At 66.0% G+C, this 20,065-nt stretch carries 17 protein-coding genes; 14 read left to right on the top strand and 3 right to left on the bottom strand.

Going from position 1 to position 20,065, the window contains the following annotated elements; translation table 11 throughout:
• Positions 1–53: 53 nt before the first annotated feature.
• The 3 genes from VCS63_RS07715 to VCS63_RS07705 form a co-directional block, all read right to left on the bottom strand.
• Positions 54–1,625: an ABC transporter substrate-binding protein gene (locus VCS63_RS07715; RefSeq protein ID WP_042796524.1), complete on the bottom strand. Its 1,572-nt coding sequence runs from the start codon at positions 1,623–1,625 to the stop codon at positions 54–56.
• A gap of 186 nt (positions 1,626–1,811) precedes the next feature.
• Positions 1,812–2,309, bottom strand: coding sequence for a MarR family winged helix-turn-helix transcriptional regulator (locus VCS63_RS07710; RefSeq protein ID WP_323879179.1), 498 nt, complete (start codon positions 2,307–2,309; stop codon positions 1,812–1,814).
• Positions 2,310–2,510: 201 nt separating this feature from the next.
• Positions 2,511–2,699, bottom strand: coding sequence for a hypothetical protein (locus VCS63_RS07705; RefSeq protein ID WP_126389659.1), 189 nt, complete (start codon positions 2,697–2,699; stop codon positions 2,511–2,513).
• Here VCS63_RS07705 and VCS63_RS07700 point away from each other — a divergent pair.
• From VCS63_RS07700 to VCS63_RS07635, 14 genes are all read left to right on the top strand, one after another.
• Entirely contained in the window at positions 2,680–4,899 is a 2,220-nt protein-coding gene (locus tag VCS63_RS07700; protein ID WP_042796522.1) for an indolepyruvate ferredoxin oxidoreductase subunit alpha, read from the top strand. The genes VCS63_RS07705 and VCS63_RS07700 overlap by 20 nt on opposite strands.
• Positions 4,900–4,912: 13 nt before the next feature.
• The gene (locus VCS63_RS07695; RefSeq protein WP_042796521.1) at positions 4,913–6,457 is read left to right on the top strand and encodes an indolepyruvate oxidoreductase subunit beta family protein; all 1,545 of its coding nucleotides are present in this window, start codon (positions 4,913–4,915) and stop codon (positions 6,455–6,457) included.
• Positions 6,458–6,483: 26 nt separating this feature from the next.
• Complete coding sequence (locus VCS63_RS07690) at positions 6,484–7,461, top strand: PDR/VanB family oxidoreductase (RefSeq protein ID WP_063960008.1); 978 nt, start codon at positions 6,484–6,486, stop codon at positions 7,459–7,461.
• 19 nt (positions 7,462–7,480) lie between these two features.
• Positions 7,481–8,800, top strand: coding sequence for an aromatic ring-hydroxylating dioxygenase subunit alpha (locus VCS63_RS07685; protein WP_042796519.1), 1,320 nt, complete (start codon positions 7,481–7,483; stop codon positions 8,798–8,800).
• Positions 8,797–9,288, top strand: a complete 492-nt coding sequence (locus VCS63_RS07680) for an aromatic-ring-hydroxylating dioxygenase subunit beta (RefSeq protein WP_042796518.1) — start codon at positions 8,797–8,799, stop codon at positions 9,286–9,288. The genes VCS63_RS07685 and VCS63_RS07680 overlap by 4 nt, the downstream gene beginning before the upstream one ends.
• A 9-nt stretch (positions 9,289–9,297) precedes the next feature.
• Positions 9,298–10,932 (top strand): AMP-binding protein, encoded by a 1,635-nt coding sequence (locus VCS63_RS07675; RefSeq protein WP_323879176.1) that lies wholly within the window; start codon positions 9,298–9,300, stop codon positions 10,930–10,932.
• Entirely contained in the window at positions 10,929–12,095 is a 1,167-nt protein-coding gene (locus VCS63_RS07670) for a thiolase family protein (RefSeq protein ID WP_042796516.1), read from the top strand. The genes VCS63_RS07675 and VCS63_RS07670 overlap by 4 nt, the downstream gene beginning before the upstream one ends.
• Positions 12,092–13,333, top strand: coding sequence for an SDR family NAD(P)-dependent oxidoreductase (locus VCS63_RS07665; protein ID WP_042796515.1), 1,242 nt, complete (start codon positions 12,092–12,094; stop codon positions 13,331–13,333). The genes VCS63_RS07670 and VCS63_RS07665 overlap by 4 nt, the downstream gene beginning before the upstream one ends.
• Positions 13,334–13,379: 46 nt before the next feature.
• Positions 13,380–14,165, top strand: coding sequence for a cyclase family protein (locus VCS63_RS07660; RefSeq protein ID WP_042796514.1), 786 nt, complete (start codon positions 13,380–13,382; stop codon positions 14,163–14,165).
• 35 nt (positions 14,166–14,200) lie between these two features.
• Positions 14,201–14,929, top strand: a complete 729-nt coding sequence (locus VCS63_RS07655; RefSeq protein WP_063960006.1) for an SDR family NAD(P)-dependent oxidoreductase — start codon at positions 14,201–14,203, stop codon at positions 14,927–14,929.
• A gap of 189 nt (positions 14,930–15,118) precedes the next feature.
• The gene (locus VCS63_RS07650) at positions 15,119–16,270 is read left to right on the top strand and encodes an ABC transporter substrate-binding protein (protein ID WP_042796512.1); all 1,152 of its coding nucleotides are present in this window, start codon (positions 15,119–15,121) and stop codon (positions 16,268–16,270) included.
• A gap of 209 nt (positions 16,271–16,479) precedes the next feature.
• Positions 16,480–17,520, top strand: a complete 1,041-nt coding sequence (locus tag VCS63_RS07645; protein WP_063960005.1) for a branched-chain amino acid ABC transporter permease — start codon at positions 16,480–16,482, stop codon at positions 17,518–17,520.
• On the top strand, positions 17,517–19,310 hold the full coding sequence (locus tag VCS63_RS07640; protein ID WP_042796510.1) for an ABC transporter permease subunit: 1,794 nt from the start codon (positions 17,517–17,519) through the stop codon (positions 19,308–19,310). Before VCS63_RS07645 ends, VCS63_RS07640 begins: the two co-directional genes overlap by 4 nt.
• Complete coding sequence (locus VCS63_RS07635) at positions 19,310–20,059, top strand: ABC transporter ATP-binding protein (RefSeq protein WP_042796509.1); 750 nt, start codon at positions 19,310–19,312, stop codon at positions 20,057–20,059. The genes VCS63_RS07640 and VCS63_RS07635 overlap by 1 nt, the downstream gene beginning before the upstream one ends.
• Positions 20,060–20,065 lie beyond the last annotated feature (6 nt).

Raw genomic sequence — 20,065 nt, 5'->3', positions numbered from 1 at the left:
GGAAAGGCGTAACGGCGGGGACTGGAGCGCCCCCGCCGTTTGATTAGCCTGGATCAGTCAACCTTGACCCAATCGGCAACGAGGCGATTGTCGGCACGGTGGATGACCGTGACGTTCTTGCGCATGGCCCAGGGAATGACCTGGTCGTGCAGCGGGATGTGGCCGAAGTCCTTGGCGTGCCCTTGCAGCACGGTAATGATGTCCGCGTCGCGCTTGGCCGGGTCGGTTTCCGTCTTGATCCGGTCGATGATGACGTCCAGTTCCTTGTTGCTGTAGTTGCCCAAGTTGTACATGCCGTCCGCGCCCTCGCCCTTGGTGCGGATCAGGTTCTGCAACGTGTACATGGCGTCGAACGTGGGCACGCCCCAGCCGAACAGGAAGGCGCTGGTGTCGAACGACTGCACCTTGGGGAAGTAGGTGGAACGGGGCATGGCGTTCAGCGTGGCCTTCACGCCCACCTTGGCCCACATGCCGACCACCGCCTGGCAGATGGCTTCGTCGTTGATGTAGCGGTTGTTGGGGCAATCCAGCGTGAAGTTCAGGGTGCCGTCGTAGCCGGCGTCCTTAAGCAGGGCGCGGGACTTTTCGGGATCGTAGGGCACGCGCGCTTGCAACTGCTGCGCCCAGCCGTGCACCTGCGGTGCGATCATCGTGCCGGTGGGCGCGGACAGGCCGCGCATCACGGCGCGCTTGATCGCGTCCACGTCGATCGCGCGGTACAGCGCCTCGCGCACGCGGATGTCCTGGAACGGGTTCTTGCCCTTGATGTTGGAGTACTGCAGTTCCGGACGCTTCTGGTCCAGGCCCAGGTAGATGGTGCGGTACTCGTTGCCTTCCACAACCTTGGCGGACTGGCGCAGGCGATCCAGGTCCTGCGCGGCCGGATCCAGCACGAAGTCGATTTCGCCGGACAGCAGCGCCGCGGTACGGGTGGCGTTCTGCTTGATCGGGGTGAACACGACTTCGGTCACGTTGCCGACCTTGCCGGCCTTGTTCCACCAGTCCTTGTTTTCCTCGAACACCGTGCGCACGTCCACTTCGCGCGACTTCAGCTTGTAAGGGCCGGTGCCGTTGGTGTTGCGCGCGGCGTAGGTCTCTTCCTTGTTGACGAAGTCCTGCGGCTTGGCGACATTGTTCTTTTCCGACCAGGCCTTGTTCATGATGAACACGTTGGTCAGCTGGCGCAGCAGCACCGGGTTGGGCGCCGAGGTCTCGATCTCGACCGTCAGGTCGTCGATCTTGCGGGCTTCCTTGATGCCGGTGGTGTAGGCCTTGTAGTTCGAGGTGGGCGCCATGGCGCGGTGGATCGAAAACACCACGTCGTCGGCGGTGAAGGCGGCGCCGTCATGGAACTTCACGCCGGGGCGCAGCTTGAAGCGGTACAGCGTGGGCGAAACCTGCTCCCATTCCGTCGCCAGGCGGGGGTTGACCTTGAAGGACTTGTCATAGTCCACCAGCGGTTCGTAGACGTAGCTGTTGGCGGCGATCGTCATGCCTTCGTTCTGCGAGTGCGGGTCGAAGGTGAGGATGTCGCCCTGGGCAGCCCAGCGGAAGGTCTTGGCCTGCCCGATCGAGGGCACGGCGACGGCGGCGGCGATCGCGATAGCAATCAAAGTGCGGCGCATAGGTTTACTCCTGACTGTAATCTGAATACCGGCGCGATATTGCCTAGGCGCAAGACCTCCGTCAATTGAGGGTTTATGCGTACCGTAGGCGGTTTTCACAGAGGGAGAACCAATTGGGGACACATAAGCTTGTAACAAAATAATCGAAGTAAACAGTGTTGGGCATGCGGCCCGCCCCCGCCCGGGCTACTCCTCGTCCGGCGCCGCCAATTCCAGCGGCACGTGCTCCGTCATCAGCACCTCCAGCATGTCGATCAACATCGCGGCCTTTTCTTCGCCAAAAGGAGCGAGCACGGCCTTCTGATGCTGCAAGGCCTGGTCGCACAGCGAGGCGATCAGGTTGCTGCCCTTGGCGGTGATGCAGACCCGGGTCTGCCGCCGGTCAGCCCGCACGCCGGTACGCGCCACCAGCCCTTCGGCTTCCATGCGCTGCACCACCTTGCTCAAGGTGGGCTGCTTGGTGATGGCCAGCACCGCCAGCGTGCCTATGGTTTCGCCCGCGCTGCCCTGCAGGCTGGCCAGCACCCGCCATTCGGTCACCGACAGGCCGGCCGCCTTCACCTGCAGATGGAATTCCGCCGAAATGCGCTGGCTGGCCTGCGCCAGCAGGTAGGCCAGATAACCATCGACGAAGCGCGCGTTGTGCACCGCCCCGTCCGTGTCCCGCTGCTTGTCCAACCGCATGTTGCTTTGCTCCCACGCACCGGAATACAGGGCCTGTGCCGGCCCGACGAAATGCGCATTGCACCACGGTGGCGCAACCGCGCGCCATGATGTGTCGCAATGCTGTTGCGCAGCACAGGGTATACCCCGAATCGCAACCCCTTTTTGCACCACCACAGCGCCGCCGGGGCGCTGTGAACTAGAGAACAACGAGTATATACGTCATTGTTTTAGCGTGATATTTTTTGTTTTCCATGAAATTTCATCTTTTTTGTTGACAGCTAAAACGTTGACTCCTAAAGTATTTTTAAGACGAGATTTTCCTGACGTGACGATGCTGCGCAGCAGCAACCATTGAGGACCCGCAGGCCGGGCCGCGAAGGAGTGCCAGATGGCTGAAAGGTCTTTCAAGAAAGAAGTCCAGCAGTTGCGCATCGGCGCGGGCGAAGAGTTCCGCGGCGAAGGCATTCTTGCGGTCACCAAGGCCTTGCTGCAATCGGGCGTGGGTTACGTCGCGGGCTACCAGGGTTCGCCGATCTCGCACCTGATGGACGTGCTGGCCGACGCCAACGACATCCTCCAGGAACTGGGCGTGCACTTCGAGGCCAGCGCCTCCGAAGCCACGGCGGCGGCCACGCTGGCGGCCTCGGTCATGTACCCCATTCGTGGCGCCGTCACCTGGAAGTCCACCGTGGGCACCAACGTGGCGTCCGACGCCCTGGCCAACTTGGCCTCCGGCGGCGTCACGGGCGGCGCGCTCGTCATCGTGGGCGAAGACTATGGCGAAGGCTCGTCCATCATGCAGGAACGCTCGCACGCGTTCGCCATGAAATCGCAGATCTGGCTGCTGGACCCTCGCCCCAATCTGGAAAGCATGGTCAAGGCGGTGGAAGACGGCTTCGAACTGTCCGAGGCCAGCAAGACGCCGGTGATGCTGCAGCTGCGCATCCGCGGCTGCCACGTGCACGGCCGCTTCGTCGCCAAGGAAAACAAGCGCCCTGCCTTCACGTTGGCGCAGGCCCTGGAAAGCCCGGCGCGCGACACCAGCCGAATCGTGCTGCCGCCGGCCTCCTTCCTGCACGAGCAGGAAAAAATCAAGGACCGCTGGCCTGCCGCCATCCGCTACATCAAAGAGCACAAGCTCAACGAACACTTCGACGGCGACCAGGACGATATCGGACTGATCCTGCAGGGCGGACTCTACAACGGGGTGATCCGCGCACTGCAATTGCTGGGCCTGGCGGACAATTTCGGCAACAGCCGCATTCCCCTGTATGTCATGAACGTGACCTACCCGGTCATCGAGGACGAAGTCATCGACTTCTGCCGCGGCAAGCGCGCCGTGCTGCTGCTGGAGGAAGGCCAGCCCGACTACATCGAGCAGAACCTGCACGCCGTGCTGCGCCGCGCCGGCATCGATACCCACCTGTCCGGCAAGGACGTCCTGCCGATGGCGGGCGAATACACCACCCAGGTCATGCGCGACGGCCTGCGCGAATTCCTCAAACGGCAGCGCCCGGAATCGCTGCAAACGCACCCAGCCGCCGCAGCCGACGCCCCGGCGGAACGCCAACTGCAGATCACCGAGGTGGCGCGTCCCAAGCCAGCCCGCCCTGCCGAACAGCCCATTACCTTCCACAAGCATGTCGAGGGCCTGGCCGCCGTGGTGCCGCCGCGGCCCGCCGGCTTCTGTACGGGCTGTCCGGAAAGGCCGATTTTCTCGGCCCTGACCCTGGCGCAGGAAACACTGGGCCAGCACCATATTTCGTGCGACATCGGCTGCCACCTGTTCTCGATCCTGCCGCCCTTCAACCTGGGCGCCACCACCATGGGCTATGGCCTGGGGGCCTCGAGCGCGGCGGCCTTCAACGTGCCGGCCGCCAAACGCCCCATCTCCATCATGGGCGACGGCGGCTTCTGGCATAACGGCCTGTCTTCGGGCATCGGCAACGCGGTATTCAACAAGTATGACGGCGTCATCGTCATCGTCGACAACTTCTACGCCTCGGCCACCGGCGGCCAGGACATCCTGTCCTCGCGCGCCGAAAACCCGGACCGATCGACCAACAACCCCATCGATCAGGCCGTGCGCGGCGTGGGCGTGAAGTGGGTGCGCACGCTGGACCGCACCTATGACGTGGCCAAGGTGCGCGCCACCATCGAAGAGGCCCTGACCACCGACGTCAAGGGTCCCAAGGTCATCATTGCGCAGTCGGAATGCATGCTGAACAAGCAGCGCCGCGTCAAGCCGCTGTTCAACAAGGCAGTGAAGGAAGGCAAGCGGGTGGTGAAGGAACGTTTCGGCGTGGACCCGGACGTGTGCACGGGCGACCACGCCTGCATCCGCCTGTCGGGCTGCCCCTCACTGACGGTCAAGGACAGCGGCGATCCCCTGAAGGAAGACCCGGTGGCGCACGTGGAAAGCAGCTGCGTGGGCTGCGGCAATTGCGGTGAAGTCGCCCATGCCGCCGTGCTCTGCCCGTCTTTCTATCGCGCCGACATCGTCCACAACCCCACGGGCCGCGACCGCTTCCTGGCTCGCGTGCGCACCGCGGTCATCGGCTTCCTGCAACGGCGCCGCGCCGCGCGCCTGGCTCACCACGCCCTCTGAGGACACCAGTTCCATGAACCCGGCCGTTATGCAACAAGGCAACCCGATCAAGATCGCCATTCTCGCCATGGGCGGCCAGGGCGGCGGCGTGCTGGCCGACTGGATCGTCGACATGGCCGAGCACGCCGGCTGGTGGGCCCAGACCACCTCGGTGCCGGGCGTGGCCCAACGTACCGGCGCCACCATCTACTACCTGGAACTGCTGCCCGAAGCCGAAGTTCGGCGCGCGGGCAAGCAGCCCGCGCTGGCTCTGATGCCTACGCCGGGCGACGTGGACCTGGTGGTGGCGGCCGAACTGATGGAGGGCGGCCGCGCCATCCAGCGCGGGCTGGTCACGCCAGAACGCACCGTGCTGCTTACCTCTTCGCACCGCAGCTACGCGGTGAGCGAAAAATCCGCGCCAGGCAATGGCATCGCCGACCCGAACAAGGTGCTGGAGGCGGGCCGCGCCGCGGCCAAGCGCTTTCTGTGCTTCGATCTGCAAGACCTGGCCGACCGCGCCGGCAGCGTCATCAGCGCCAGCCTGTTCGGCGCGGTGGCCGGCAGCGGCGCCCTGCCGTTCTCGCGCGACGATTTCGAAGCCACGGTGCGGCGCGCCGGCCTGGGCGTGGAAGCCAGCCTGCGCGCCTTTGCGCTGGGCTACGAGTCCGCAGACCAGGCGCCCGCGCAGCCTGCCCCCATCGACCTGGCGCGCCCGGTGCCCGCGGTGCCTGAGCGCGCCGCCAGCCCCAAGGCGCAAGCCCTGCTGGATACGATCAAGCGCGACTTTCCGGCCTGTGCCCAACCCATGCTGGCCGTGGGCGTGCGCCGCCAGATCGAATTCCAGGACCTGGCCTATGCCACCGAATACCTGCGCCGCATGAAGGCCATCCGCGACCTGGACGCCGCCCATGGCGGGGAAGCCCGGCAATGGGCCCTGACCTGTGCCGCCGCGCGCTATGTGGCCACAGCCATGGCCTACGACGACGTAATCCGCGTCGCCGACCTGAAAACCCGCGGCGCGCGTTTTGACCGCGTGCGCCAGGAAGTGGGCGCACGCGCGGACCAACTGGTCTACACCACCGAGTTCATGCACCCGCGCCTGGAAGAGATCTGCGGCACCTTGCCCGCCGGACTGGGACGCTGGCTCGAAGGTTCCAAGGTGTTCGGCGGCTTCGTCGAACGTCGCCTGGGCCGTGGCCGCCGCATGCAGAGCGGCACGCTGGGCGGCTTCCTGATGCTGTACACGCTGGCCGGCATGCGGCGTTTCCGCCGCAGTACGCTGCGCCATCAGGCAGAGGCCGCCGGCCTGGAACAGTGGCTGGACCTGATCGCCAGGCTGGCTCCGCGCGATTACGCGCTGGCCGTTGAAACCGTCAACTGCCGCCGCCTGGTCAAGGGCTACAGCGACACGCACGTGCGCGGCGGCGGCAAGTACCGCCAGCTGATTGCCGCGGCGGAACAACTGGCAGGCAGGCCCGACGCCGCCGACACGCTGCGCTCGCTGCGCGAAACCGCGCTGGCCAATGAGAAATGCGGTCCCATGGAACGCCAGCTGGCTGAAAAGCTGGCGGCCTGAGACCAATACAGATAGGGACAAACGCCGTGCAGACATTGAAACTCATCGTCCGGGAAGTCCGGCAGGAATCGCCATTGATCCGTTCGTTCCGGCTGGCGCGCGAGGACGCCGGCCCGCTGCCCGCCTTCGGCCCGGGCGCGCACCTGAAGGTAACGGTGCCGGGCCTGCGCGAACCGCGCTGCTACTCGCTGGTGCAGCTGGCGCCGGAGGCAGGAAAGTTCGCGCAGCCGGCGGAGTACCGGCTGGGCGTGCGCCTGGAGGAAACCAGCCAGGGCGGATCGCGCCACATGCACGCGCTGGCCGAAGGCGACACGCTTACGGTCGAAGGCCCGAAGAACGACTTTCCGCTGCACGAATCACCTGCCGGCGACGAACCCGTGGTGCTGATCGCGGGCGGCATCGGCATCACGCCGGTCGCCTCCATGGCCGCCGCGCTGAAGGCGGCCGGCCGCGCCTTCCACCTGCACTACTGCGGCCGCAGCAAGGACCAACTGGCCTTCCTGCCCGAGCTCCAGGCCCTGGCCGGCGACGACCTGAGCCTGCATGCCGACGATGACCCCTCCTGCCGCTTCGACCTGCAGGCGCTGCTGGCGGCGTCCTCGCCGCGTCAGCATCTGTACGTATGCGGCCCCAAGGGCTTGATCGACGCCGTCATCCAGGGAGCCCGCGCGCGCCACTGGCCCGATGCGCACATCCATTTCGAACTCTTCGCCACGGCCGCGCCGCAAGCGGGCGACCAGCCCTTCGAGGTCGAGCTGCGCCAGTCCGGCCGGGTGCTGACAATCCCCGCGGACAAGACCATCGTCGACGTGATGGAAGAGGAAGGCTGCGATCCGATGTTCGACTGTAAACGCGGCGAGTGCGGCGTCTGCCAAGCCACCGTGCTGGAAGGCGAACCCGACCATCGCGACTACTACCTCTCGGATACCGAGAAGGCCAGCGGCAAGATCATCCAGATCTGCATCTCGCGCGCGAAGTCTGCGCGCCTGGTGCTGGACCTGTAGCCCGGAAGAAAGCGCAATCATGAGCAAATACCGCGACAATCCCGACGCCATCCGCGCCCTGCTGCGCGACACCGAAGTGCACAAGGATCTGTTCATCGACCAGGAACTGTTCGACCTGGAGATGGAACGCCTGTACGCCAACACCTGGGTCTACGTGGGCCATGACAGCCAGGTTCCCAACCCGGGCGACTACATCACCACCACGGTCGGCAACCAGCCGGTAGTGATGGTGCGCCACAGCGATCGTTCGGTGCGGGTGCTGCACAACCGCTGCCCGCACAAGGGCACCATGGTGGCGGGCGATGCCTGCGGCAACACAGGCAAGTTCTTCCGCTGCCCCTACCACGCCTGGACCTTCAAGACCGACGGCAGCCTGCTGTCCATCCCGCTGAAAAAGGGCTATGAGAACACTGGCCTGGAAAACTGCGAAGCCAGCCAGGGCATGGCCGCCGTGAAGGACGTGAAGAACCATCGCGGCTTTGTGTTCTGCCGCCTGAACCCCGAGGGCCAATCCTTCGAGGATTTCTTCGGCGAATCGCTCTCCACGCTGGACAACATGGTGGACCGCTCTCCCGAAGGCCGCCTGGAAGTCGCCGGCGGCGTGCTGCGCTATATGCACCGGTGCAACTGGAAGATGCTGGTCGACAACCAGACCGACACCTGCCATCCGATGGTGGCGCACGAGTCCTCGGCGGGCACGGCAGTGAAGGTCTGGGAACAGGCTCCCGAAGGCACGCCCAAGCCCATGGCCGTGGAGTTGTTCGCGCCGTTCATCTCGCCCTACGAGTTCTTCGAAAACATGGGCATCCGCGTGTGGGAGAACGGCCATGGCCACACGGGCGTATCCGACTCCATCCATGCCTCCTACTCCGGCATTCCCGGTTACTGGGACTCCATGGTTGCGGCCTACGGCGAGGAACGCGCCCACCAGATCCTGGGCGACGTGCGCCACAACACCGTGTACTTCCCCAACATCATGGTCAAGGGCCCGATCCAGACGCTGCGCGTCTTCAAGCCCATTGCCGCGGACCGCACGCTGGTGGAATCCTGGACCTTCCGCCTGGTGGGCGCGCCCGATCTGCTGCTGGAACGCACACTCATGTACAACCGCCTCATCAACGCACCGACCTCGGTCGTCGGGCACGACGACCTCGAAATGTACGAGCGCGCGCAGGACGGCCTGCAGTCACGCGCGCGAGACTGGGTGAACGTGGGCCGTTTGTACTCGCCCGACGAAGTCGGCCAGAAGAACGTCGCCACCAATGGCACCAATGAATGGCAGATGCGCAACCAGTACCGCGCATGGGGCCGCTATATGACCGGACCGGAGTCGGTATGAGCGCAAGCGACCGCGAGTTGATCGATTTTGTCTACGCCGAGGCGCGCATGCTCGACGAGCTGCGGTTCGAGGATTGGCTGAACCTGTACACCGACGACGGCTACTACTGGATGCCGCTGGCCCATGGCCAGACCGACCCCAGGCTGCATGCGTCCCTCATGTACGAGGACAAGCTGCTGCTGCGCGTGCGCGTGGAACGACTGGCGGGCCAACGCACTTTCTCTCAACAGCCCAAGAGCCGCTGCCATCACCTGCTGCAGGCGCCCACGGTAGAACACGGGCATCCCGACGCCGCGCCTGCCGAAGGCCGCCACGTGGTCCGCACCGCCTTCCATTACGTCGAAACGCGTCAAGACTCGCAGACGCTGTACGCCGGCTGGGCCACCCACCATCTGGTGGAGCACGAGGGCGGACTGCGTATCCGCCTCAAGCGCGTGGACCTCGTCAATTGCGACGCGGCCTTCGGCAATATCCAATTGTTCATGTAGGAGCGGCTTGTGAGCACCACGGTCCATCAGGCATTCCGCGACACCGCGGCCCGCTACGGCGCCCAGCCCTTCCTGTGCATCCTGCCGGAAACGGCGCAGGCCTATGGCATCGCCGCCGGCGAATTGACCTACGCCCAGGCCGCCGACGCCATCGAAGCCTTGCGCGCGGCCTATACCCGCGCCGGCTACGGCCACGGCCATCGCGCCGGCCTGCTGCTGGAGAACCGCCCCGCCTTCTTCCTGCACTGGTTTGCGCTGAACGCGCTGGGCGTATCGGTGGTGCCTATCAACCCCGACCTGCGCGCCGCCGAACTCGAATACCTCACAGGACACTCGGAGATTGCGTTGGCCGTGGCGCTGCCCGAACGCCACGCGGACCTGCTGGCCGCAGCAGAGCGCGCCGGCCGCGAATTGCGAGTGATGGGGCCAGACGACGCGCCGCCCGCCGCGCCCTTTGCCGCGCCGCTGGCCGGCGAGGAACCCGGCGTACTGACGGAATGCGCCCTGCTCTACACCTCCGGCACCACCGGCCGGCCCAAGGGTTGCATCCTGCCCAACCGCTATTTCCTGCACGCGGGCGGCTGGTATGCCCGCATCGGCGGACTGTGTGAACTGCGCCCGGGCCAGGAACGCATGCTGACGCCCCTGCCGTTGGTCCACATGAACGCCATGGCGTACTCGGCCATGGCCATGGTGCTGACCGGTGGCTGCCTGATCCCGCTGGACCGCTTCCATCCCAAAACCTGGTGGGACAGCGTGCGCGACTCTGGCGCCACGGTACTGCACTACCTGGGCGTCATGCCCGCCATCCTGATGAAGGCCGAGCCATCCCCGAGCGACAAGCAAGCGGCGATCCGCTTCGGGTTCGGCGCCGGCGTGGACCGCAAGCTGCATGAGCCCTTCGAGGCGCGCTTCGGCTTTCCGCTGCTGGAAGCCTGGGCCATGACCGAGACCGGCGCAGGCGCCGTGATCATCGCCAACCGCGAGCCGCGCCACATCGGCAGCAGCTGCTTCGGCCGCGAGGAAGACGATGTGCTGGTGCGCATCGTCACCGATGCAGGGACCGAGGCCGCCGCGGGCGAGCCGGGCGAACTCCTGGTGCGGCATGCCGGCGAGGACCCGCGCTATGGCTTCTTCGCCGGTTACCTCAAGGACGAGGAAGCCACCTCCCAGGCCTGGGAAGACGGCTGGTTCCATACCGGCGACCTCGTGCGCCGCGATGCCGATGGCGCGCTGCGCTTCGTGGATCGCAAGAAGAACGTCATCCGCCGCAGCGGCGAAAACATTTCCGCGGTGGAAGTGGAAAGCGTGCTGCTGCAGCATCCGCTGGTGAAGGCCGTGGCGGTCGCCGCCGTGCCCGACGCGGTGCGCGGCGACGAGGTGCTGGCCTGCGTGGTGGCCGAGAGCCTGCCGGCCGAGGGCGCCGCCATGGCCGAGGCCGCCCGCAGCATTGTGCAATGGAGCCTGGAACAGCTGGCTTATTACAAGGCGCCCGGCTACGTGGCCTTCGTCGACAGCCTGCCGCTGACCACCACCAACAAGATCCAGCGCGGCGAAATGAAAGCCCTGGCGCCCACGCTGCCCGGCACGGCCCGCTGCGTGGACACCGGCCACATGAAGAAACGCCAGGAGCCCGCGCGATGAGCCGCCAAGGCTACGACGGCGTGGTGGCGGCCTTGCCCGTCACCATTCCGTATGAACGCTATTCCACCCACGCCGCCCATTGGTGGCTGGGGCGAGCGCTGGGCGCACTGATCCGACAGGCAGGCATCGCCAAGACCGACGTGGACGGACTCTGCGTTTCCAGCTTCACGCTAGCGCCAGACACCGCCGTCGGGCTCGTGCAGCACCTGGGCATGAGCCCGCGCTGGCTGGACCACATTCCCATGGGTGGCGCCAGTGGCGTGGCCGCGCTGCGCCGCGCGGCCCGCGCCGTGCAGGCCGGCGATGCGGACATCGTGGCTTGCCTGGCCGGCGACACCAACCACGTGGACTCGTTCCGCAACACCGTGAGCCAGTTTTCCCGCTTTGCGCAGGACGCGGTCTACCCGTATGGCGCGGGCGGCCCCAACGCCAGCTTCGCGCTGCTGACCGCCAACTACATGCGCGCGACCGGCGCCACCCGCGAGGACTTCGGCAAGCTTTGCGTCGCTCAGCGCGACAACGCCCTGCGCTTCCCGCACGCGCTGATGAAAAAGCCGCTGACCCTGGCGCAATACCTGGACGCGCGCGTCATCACCGACCCGATCCATCTTTTCGATTGCGTGATGCCCTGCGCCGGTGCCGACGCGTTCCTGGTCATGAGCCGGGACCGCGCGCGCGCGCTGAACCTGCCCTATGCCCGCATTCTCTCCACCATCGAACGCCACAATGCCTGGATCGAGGACCCGATCCAGACGCGAGGCGGCTGGACCATGGATCTGGACGAGCTTTACGGCCAGGCCGGCACGCAACCCGGCGACATGGATTTCCTGCAAGCCTATGACGACTATCCCGTCATCAACCTGATGCAGATGGAAGACCTGGGCTTCTGCCCGAAGGGCTCGGCGCCCGACTTCGTGCGCAACCATAGTTTCACCGTGGACGGCAGCTTCCCGTTCAACACCAACGGCGGCCAGTTGTCGGTCGGCCAGGCCGGCGCTGCCGGCGGCTATCTTGGACTGGTCGAGGCATTGCGCCAGCTGAGCGGCACCGCCGGCGGCACGCAGGTGGCCGGCGCCCGCCTCGGCATGGTCAGTGGTTTCGGCATGATCAACTACGACCGCGGGCTTTGCACCGCCGCGGCCATTCTGGGGAGCGACGCATGACCGAACCCTTGGCCAAGCCTCCCCGCAAGAATCCGATCGCCCGCACCCGCCAGCCCACCTTGCCGCCAGCTTGGCGCAGCCGCAGCGCGTTGGGGCTGACCGCCGCCGCCGCCGAAGGCCGCTTCGAGCTGCAGACCTGCGCCGACTGCGGCGAGGTCCAGTATCCGCCTCGCGAGGTCTGCGGCAACTGCCTGTCCGAACGCTTGCCATGGCGTCCGGCCGACCCCGGCGGCGTCTTGCTGGTCAGCACCACCCTGCACCACAGCAATGACCTGTATTTCCGCGAACGCCTGCCCTGGCGCGTGGGCACGGTGCGCATGACGGCCGGCCCCTCGGTCGTGGCGCATGTGCACCAGGACTGCGTTGATGGCGGCCGCGTGCGCCTGGCGCTGAAGCTGGACCGCAGCGGCCAGGCCGTGATGATCGCCCTGCCAGAAAGGAACACTCCGAACATGGAAGACGACAAGACCCTGCGCGAAACCTCGTGCGATCCGAAGTTCCGCCGCGCGCTCGTCACCGACGGCAAATCGGCGGTGGGCCAGGCCGTGGCGCGCGCCCTGCTGGAAGCAGGCTGCCCCACCGTGTTCCTGGGCGATCCGCAAGCCTGGAAGCGCGACGCCGCCTTCGACGCGCTGGCGGCGGACCCGCGTGTGCAGACGGTAGTGCTGGACGTGACCGATACCGACTCTGTCGAGCGGGTGGCGGCCTCCATCGGCGGCAAGGTGGAGATCCTGGTAAATACCGCGGACCAGGAGCGCGAGGGCGGCTTGCTGAACCGCAAGGACGTCAACACGGCACGCGATGCCCTGGACGTGAACGTGCTGGGGTTGATGCGCCTGGCGCAAAGCTTCGGCCCGGCCCTTTGCGGACGCGCCGCGGACGGCGTGAACAGCGCCACGGCCTGGGTCAACGTACTGTCGATCTATGCGCACATGAACCTGCCGTCGCGCGGCATGTGGTCGGCGTCCAAGGCGGCCGCGCTATCCCTGGCGCAATGCCTGCGCGCCGAGATGCGCGGCGCGGGCGTGCGGGTGGTGAACGTGTTCCCGGGACCCGTGGACCACGAATGGGAACAGCGCACGCCGCCCCCGCGCGTGGCGCCCGCGGCGATCGCAGCCGCCATCGTGCGCGCGCTGAAGGAAGGCATCGAGGACGTTTACGTCGGCGATGTCGCGCAGGAATTCCGCGCCCGGCTGGCGGAGAACCCCAAAGGACTGGAACGGGAGCTGGGAGCCTGACGGGCCGCCCATCCCCCGATAACGCACGAATCTAGAGGAACAGCACATGAGCCAGAACATTCTTGCCCAATTCATGACCGAACTGGTGTCCGGCCGCATCCGCCTGGTGGACCTGACCGAGACGCTCACGCCCGAATTCCCCACCATCGTGCTGCCGCCGGAATTCGGTCAGGCCTGGCCGTTCCGCATCGAGGAGATCTCGCGCTATGACGAGCGCGGCCCCGCCTGGTACTGGAACAATTTCTCGTGTTCCGAGCACACCGGCACCCACTTCGACGCGCCGGCCCACTGGGTCACCGGCAAGGACCAGCCCGACAACACCGTGGACACGATCCCGATCGAGGCCTTCATCGCCAGCGCCTGCGTCATCGACTGCTCGGCCGAGGCACGCGACAACCCGGACTTCCTGCTGACCATAGACTTCGTGAAGAAATGGGAAGAGCGGCATGGCCGCATTCCGGCGCGCTCCTGGGTGTTGATGCGCACCGATTGGTCCAAGCGCGCCAAGCCCGCCGAATACCTGAATCTGCAGGAAGACGGCGCGCACTCGCCCGGTCCGGACGCGGAAGTGGTGCCCTGGCTGATCAAGGAACGCGACGTGCACGGCTTTGGCACCGAGTCGGTCGGCACCGATGCCGGCCAGGCGCAACACCTCGATCCTCCCTACCCCTGCCACTATTACATGCACGGCAATAACCGCTACGGCCTGCAGTGCCTGACCAACCTGGACCAATTGCCGCCCACCGGCGCGGTGGTCTTCTCGGCGCCGCTCAAGATCCGCAGCGGCTCGGGCAGTCCGCTGCGCGTGCTTGCACTGGCACCCAAGGCCTGAGCCGGCCGCACAACAACGACAACAGGGGGATATCCATGACGCACTCCAACGTCGCTATCGTGACCGGCGGCAGCGCCGGCATCGGCGCGGAAATCTGCCGCAGCATGCTGGACGCGGGCTATGAAGTGATTTCCATGGCGCGCCGCGCGGCCGACTTCAGCCATCCGCGCCTGCACAACGTGCAGGTGGACCTGCTGGACGCCGAAGCCACCGCGCAGGCGGGCGCCGAAGCCGCGGCCAAGTTTCCCATCAGCCACGTGATCCATAACGCAGGCGTCATCTGGCCCAACCTGCTGCCCCAGGTCACGCAGGAAGAATTGCACGGTTTGACGCAGATTCATCTGGGCGCGGCAATCAGCCTGGTGCAAGCCGCGCTGCCCGGGATGCAGGAACGCAAGTTCGGCCGCATCGTGATGATGTCCTCGCGCGGCGCCCTCGGCTTGCCCACCCGCACGGCGTATTCGGCCACCAAGGCGGGCATGGTAGGCATGGCGCGCACCTGGTCCCTGGAACTCGCGCCCTATGGCATCACGGTCAACGTGGTGGCCCCTGGCCCGATCCAGACCGACATGTTCTACGAAGTGATCGAACCCGGCAGCGAACGCGAGAAACAGCTGGCCGCCGGCATACCGGTCAAGCGGCTGGGCCGCTCGGACGATGTGGCGCGCGCCGTCATGTTCTTCGCCGATCCCGCCAACAGCTTCGTTACCGGCCAGACGCTGTTCGTCTGCGGCGGCGCCAGCGTCAGTTCCATCACTATCTGAACGCATACCCTTCAGCCCGCTTCGGGTTTTGACGGATAGGTAAGCACTGCGGACCAGGTCTACAGTGCGAGCCTGCGCACAGAAAGTTTAAGTAACAAGTATCAGAGCAAGCCCAGCAATTTCCGCAGTACCTGTTTTCTCCGTTTTCCAGCCGCACCCCCACCCTGCTCCCTATCCGGAGGTTTTGCCATGCTGTCGAAGAAACTCCCCCTGGCCGCGGCCGCCGCGGTAGCCGCGCTGTTCGCCCTGCCCGCCCTGGCCCAAGTCAAGGTCGGCGTCGTCACCTCGTCCACCGGCCCCACGGCGCTGGTGGGGATCCCCCAGAAGAACACCGTGCCGTTGCTGCCGAAGAAGATCGGCGACCTGACCGTGGAATACATTTCGCTGGATGACGCCAGCGATTCCACCAACTCGGTAACGGCCTTCAAGAAGCTGATTTCGGAGCAGAACGTCGATGCGTTGATCGGCCCCTCGGGCTCGCCCAATGCCATGGGCGTGATCCAGTTCGCGGCCGAGGCCGGCGTGCCCATGCTGGCGCCGGTAGGCACCGCCGCGGTCGTGCTGCCCATGAACGACCAGAAGAAATGGGTGTTCAAGACCACGCAGAACGACGACATCATCGCGCGCGCTCTCGTCGACCACATGGCCAAGACCGGCATCAAGACAGTCGGGTTCATCGGCCTGAACGACCCGTACGGCGAGAACTGGTACAAGGTCTTCTCCGGCCTGGCTGCCGAGAAAGGCATCAAGATCAGCGCCAACGAACGCTATCTGCGCTTTGACAGCTCGGTCACCGGCCAGGCATTGAAGATCCTCGCCGCCAAGCCGGATGCCGTGCTGGTGGCTGCCCCCGGCGCCGCCAGCGTGCTGCCGCAGACGACCCTGTTCGACCAGGGCTACAAGGGCAAGTTCTACCAGACCCACGGCGCGGCCCTGCCCGACTTCCTGAAGCTGGGCGGCAAGAAGGTGGAAGGCACGGTGCTGGCCGCCAGCCTGATGCTGGTACTGCCGGAAATGCCGGACAGCAACCCTTCCAAGAAGGTCGCTGCCGACTACATCGCCGCTTATGAAAAGCTCAACGGCTCCAAGCCCGCTACCTTCGGCGCCAACGTCTATGACGCCGGCCTGCTGCTGGAAAAAGCCGTGCCCCTCGCCGAGAAGGCCGGCAAGCCGGGCACCAAGGAATTCCGCAGCGCGCTGCGCGATGCGCTGGAACAGACGAAAGAGCTGGTCGGCACCCAGGGCGTCTACAACATGACGGCCGCCGACCACAGCGGCTTTGACGACCGTGGCCGCGAACTCATCACCGTCAAGGACGGCGCCTGGACGCTGGTGAAGTAGTCCCCCCAAAGCGCTGCGCGCTCCCCCCCAGGGGGGCATGCCTGCGGACCGGCAAAGCTGGATCCGCGGCATCCCGCCAGGGATGCACAGAGCCGGCTTCGTGGCATCCCGATAGGGTGCGCAGAGTCTGTTCCGTAGCATCCTGGCGGGCGCGCGTGGATAGGGGGTGATGTGCCCGACGTGCTTGTCTGTCTTACCCGGAATTTCGCATGAATGCTCAGATTGCCCTGATTCTTGGGCAGGACGGCATCACCAACGGCGCCATCTATGCGCTGCTGGCTTTGTCCATCCTGCTGGTCTTTACCGTCACCCGCGTGCTGTTCATCCCGCAAGGTGAATTCGTTGCGTTCGGCGCGCTCACCATGGCTGCGCTGCAGGCTGGCAAGCCGGTGCTGCTGGTGTGGCTGCTGTTTGCCTTCGCGGTGGCCGAAGTGATCGCCGACCTACTCGCGCGCCGCAAACGGCCGGGGCGCAATCGTGGCGCCTGGCGCATGGCCGTCAAGCTCATCTATCCGCTGGTGCTGGCCGCGCTGTTCTACAACCTGCCGCTGGCGCAATTGCCCATGGCCGCGCAGGCGCTGCTGACGCTGCTGCTGGTCGTGCCGATGGGGCCGCAGCTGTACCGCCTGTTCTATCAGCCCATCGCGTCCGCCTCGACCCTGGTGCTGCTGATCGTCTCCATCGCCGTGCACCTGGCGCTGGTCGGCCTGGGATTGCTCGCCTTCGGCGCGGAAGGCGCCCGCACCGCGCCGTTCAGCGACGCCAGCCTGAGCCTGGGGCCGCTGAACGTCAACAGCCAGGCGCTGTGGGTAGTGGCGGTGTCCGCCCTGCTGATCATCGTGCTCTACCAATTCTTCGAACGATCGATGTATGGTAAGGCGCTGCGCGCGGCGGCATTCAACCGGCTGGGCGCGCGGCTGATGGGCATATCGCCGATCTTCGCAGGCAAGGCCACGTTCTTCCTGGCCGCGCTGATCGGCACGGTCTCGGGCATCCTGATCGCCCCCATCACCACCATGTACTTCGACTCGGGCTTCATGGTCAGCCTGAAGGGCTTCGTGGGCGCCATTATCGGCGGCCTGGTGAGTTACCCGCTGGCCGCGGCCGGCGCCATCCTGGTCGGCCTGATCGAAGCGTTCTCCTCGTTCTGGGCCAGCGCCTACAAAGAAATCATCGTGTTCACGCTGATCATCCCCGTGCTGCTCTGGCGTTCACTGAAAAGCCATCACGTCGAGGAAGAAGACGAATGAATCCGCGCCACATCCTTCTCGCATTCCTGGCGCTGCTGGCCCTTGCCCCGCTGGTGCTGCCGCCGTTCTACGTGACGCTGCTGAACTATATCGGCCTGTACGCCATGGTGGCGCTGGGCCTGGTGCTGCTGACCGGCGTCGGCGGCCTGACGAGCTTCGGGCAGGCTGCGTTCGTCGGCGTGGGCGCCTATACCACGGCGCTGCTGACCACCCGCGCGGACACCCTGCCGTCCTGGCTGGCATGGCTGGGCGCCTCGCCCTGGCTGACCTTGCTGGCCGGACTGGCGCTGACCCTGGCCATCGCCTACCTGCTGGGCGCGATCACGCTGAAGCTCTCGGGGCATTTCCTGCCGCTGGGCACGATCGCCTGGGGCCTGTCGCTGTACTTCGTCTTCGGCTCCGTCGAAGGCCTGGGCGGCCACACCGGCATCCCGGACATACCCGCCATCAATCTGTTCGGCTGGACCCTGAACCAGGGCGACAACATCTACTACCTGATCTGGGCCTTCCTGCTGGTGGCCGTGTGGTCCACGCAAAACCTGCTGGATTCGCGCGAGGGCCGCGCCATCCGTGCGCTCAAGGGCGGCCGTGTGATGGCCGAGTCCATGGGCGTGGACACCGCCCGTTCGCGCATGGTGATCTTCATTATCGCGGCACTGCAGGCCTGCGCGTCCGGGTGGCTCTATGCGCATATGCAGCGCTTCGTGAATCCCAACCCCTTTGGCTTGCAGATGGGCATTGAATACCTGTTCATGACCGTCATCGGCGGCGCGGGACAGGTCTGGGGCGCGCTGGTCGGCGCCGGCGTCTTCACCGTGCTCAAGCAATGGCTACAGGACTGGATGCCCAAGCTGCTGGGCCAGACCGGCAACTTCGAGGTGATCGTGTTCGGCTTCGGCATGGTGCTGCTGCTGCACCGCGCCCGCAGCGGACTGTGGCCCGTCCTGACGCGCTGCGTGCCGCTGAAAAAGCAGCAGCGCAAGCTGGACATGAGTGCCGAGCCGTTGCCGCGCAAGCCCATGCCGCCTCGCGGCGAAGTGGTGCTCAAAGCCGTGGACGTGACCCGCAAGTTCGGCGGCCTGGTCGCCAACAACGCCATGAACCTGGAAATCCGCGCGGGTGAAATCCTGGCGCTGATCGGACCCAACGGCGCGGGCAAAAGCACCATGTTCAACCAGATTTCCGGCGTGGACACGCCGACTTCCGGCACGGTAACGCTGCTGGGCCATTCGGTGGCGGGCGCCGGTGCCCGCCGCATTGCGCGCCTGGGCCTGTCGCGCACTTTCCAGCACGTGCGCCTGCTGGGCCGCATGAGCGTGCTGGAAAACGTGGCCATCGGCGCCCATCTGCGCGGCCACCGCGGCGTGCTGCCGGCCGCCTGGCGGCTGGACCGCGCCGAGGAAGCGCGCCTGCTGGCCGAGGCTGCCCGCCAGGTGGAACGTGTGGGCCTGGGCAAGCATCTGCACGACGAGGCGGGCTCCTTGGCCCTGGGGCAGCAGCGTATCCTGGAAATTGCCCGCGCGTTGGCTTCCGATCCCTGCATCCTGCTGCTGGACGAGCCCGCCGCCGGTCTGCGCTACCAGGAGAAATGCGAGCTTGCCGAGCTGCTGAAGAAGCTGCGGGCCGAAGGCATGGCCATCCTGCTGGTGGAGCACGACATGGACTTCGTGATGGGGCTGGTGGACCGCGTGGTGGTCATGGACTTCGGCGAGAAGATCGCCGAAGGCCTGCCGGCCGAGATCCAGAACAATCCCGCGGTGCTTGAAGCCTATCTGGGCGGAGTGGAATGATGAGCGCGAAATTGCTGGAAGTACGCGACCTGCGCGTGGCCTACGACAAGGTCGAAGCTGTCTCGGGGGTCAGCCTGGAAGTCGGCGAAGGCCAGATCGTCACCGTGATCGGCCCCAACGGCGCAGGCAAGACAACCCTGCTGTCCGCCATCATGGGCGTGCTGCCGTCCAGCGGGCAGATCGTCTTCGGCGGCAAGCGGCAGGAACACGCCGAGATCGAGGAAATGGTGGCCGCGGGAATGAACCTCGTGCCAGAAAAGCGCGAGCTGTTCGCCGAGATGACGGTGGAGGACAACTTGATGCTCGGCGCATTTCATCGCTTTCGCAGCGGCTTGCGCGACCAGGACCAGACGCTGGCCGAGGTCTACGAGCTGTTCCCGCGCCTGAAGGAACGCCGCGCCCAGTTGTCCGGCACCTTGTCCGGCGGCGAACGCCAGATGCTGGCGGTGGGCCGCGCCCTGATGGCCAAGCCGCGGTTGCTGATGCTGGACGAGCCCAGTCTGGGCCTGGCGCCGCGCATCGTGCGCGAAGTGTTCCGCATCGTCGCCCGCCTGAGGGAAATGGGCGTATCCATCCTGCTGATCGAGCAGAATGCCCGCGCCGCGCTGCAAGTGGCCGATTACGCCTATGTGCTGGAGACCGGCGCCGTCACGCTGGAAGGCCCGGCTGCGCAGGTGGCGGAGGATCCGCGCGTGGTCGAGATCTATCTGGGACTCGGCCACGGGGCGCCCGCCGCGGCACCCGCATGACCTGCC

Origin of the sequence: Achromobacter sp. D10, assembly GCF_035282245.1 — a bacterium.
Lineage (GTDB): Bacteria > Pseudomonadota > Gammaproteobacteria > Burkholderiales > Burkholderiaceae_B > Achromobacter > Achromobacter insolitus.
Note: the sequence above shows the minus strand (reverse complement) of the source record. Positions and strands in the feature narration are given on the sequence as shown.